This window comes from Sedimentibacter sp. B4 (assembly GCF_000309315.1).
Taxonomy (GTDB): Bacteria; Bacillota; Clostridia; order Tissierellales; family Sedimentibacteraceae; genus Sedimentibacter; species Sedimentibacter saalensis.
The window spans coordinates 1-236 of the sequence record NZ_CANG01000255.1; the positions used below are offsets into that span (position 1 = coordinate 1).

The following is a 236-nucleotide window of genomic DNA, read 5'->3' on the forward strand; positions in this document are numbered from 1 at the left end:
GAACTACGACCCGAGCCAGCCCGTGGCGTTCGGCGATTCGTCCACGTACACGAAGATCCCCGGCGTGCTCACGTTCCGTGGCAACAACTACCGTGACGCCCCCGTGTACGGCACCACCGACGTGAGCCAGAAGAAGATGCAGGTCGTCTGGACGCAGGACACCGGCGACGTCTACGCGGAGAATTCGCACTGGGCGGGCGCAGGGTGGACGGGCCAGCCGCTGCTGGTGAACTGGC

Annotated in this window: 1 pseudogene; it reads left to right on the forward strand. The window is 66.1% G+C overall.

Annotated elements, in window-relative coordinates:
* A pseudogene (locus BN358_RS26285) lies at positions 1-236 on the forward strand (pyrrolo-quinoline quinone); the annotation flags it as partial.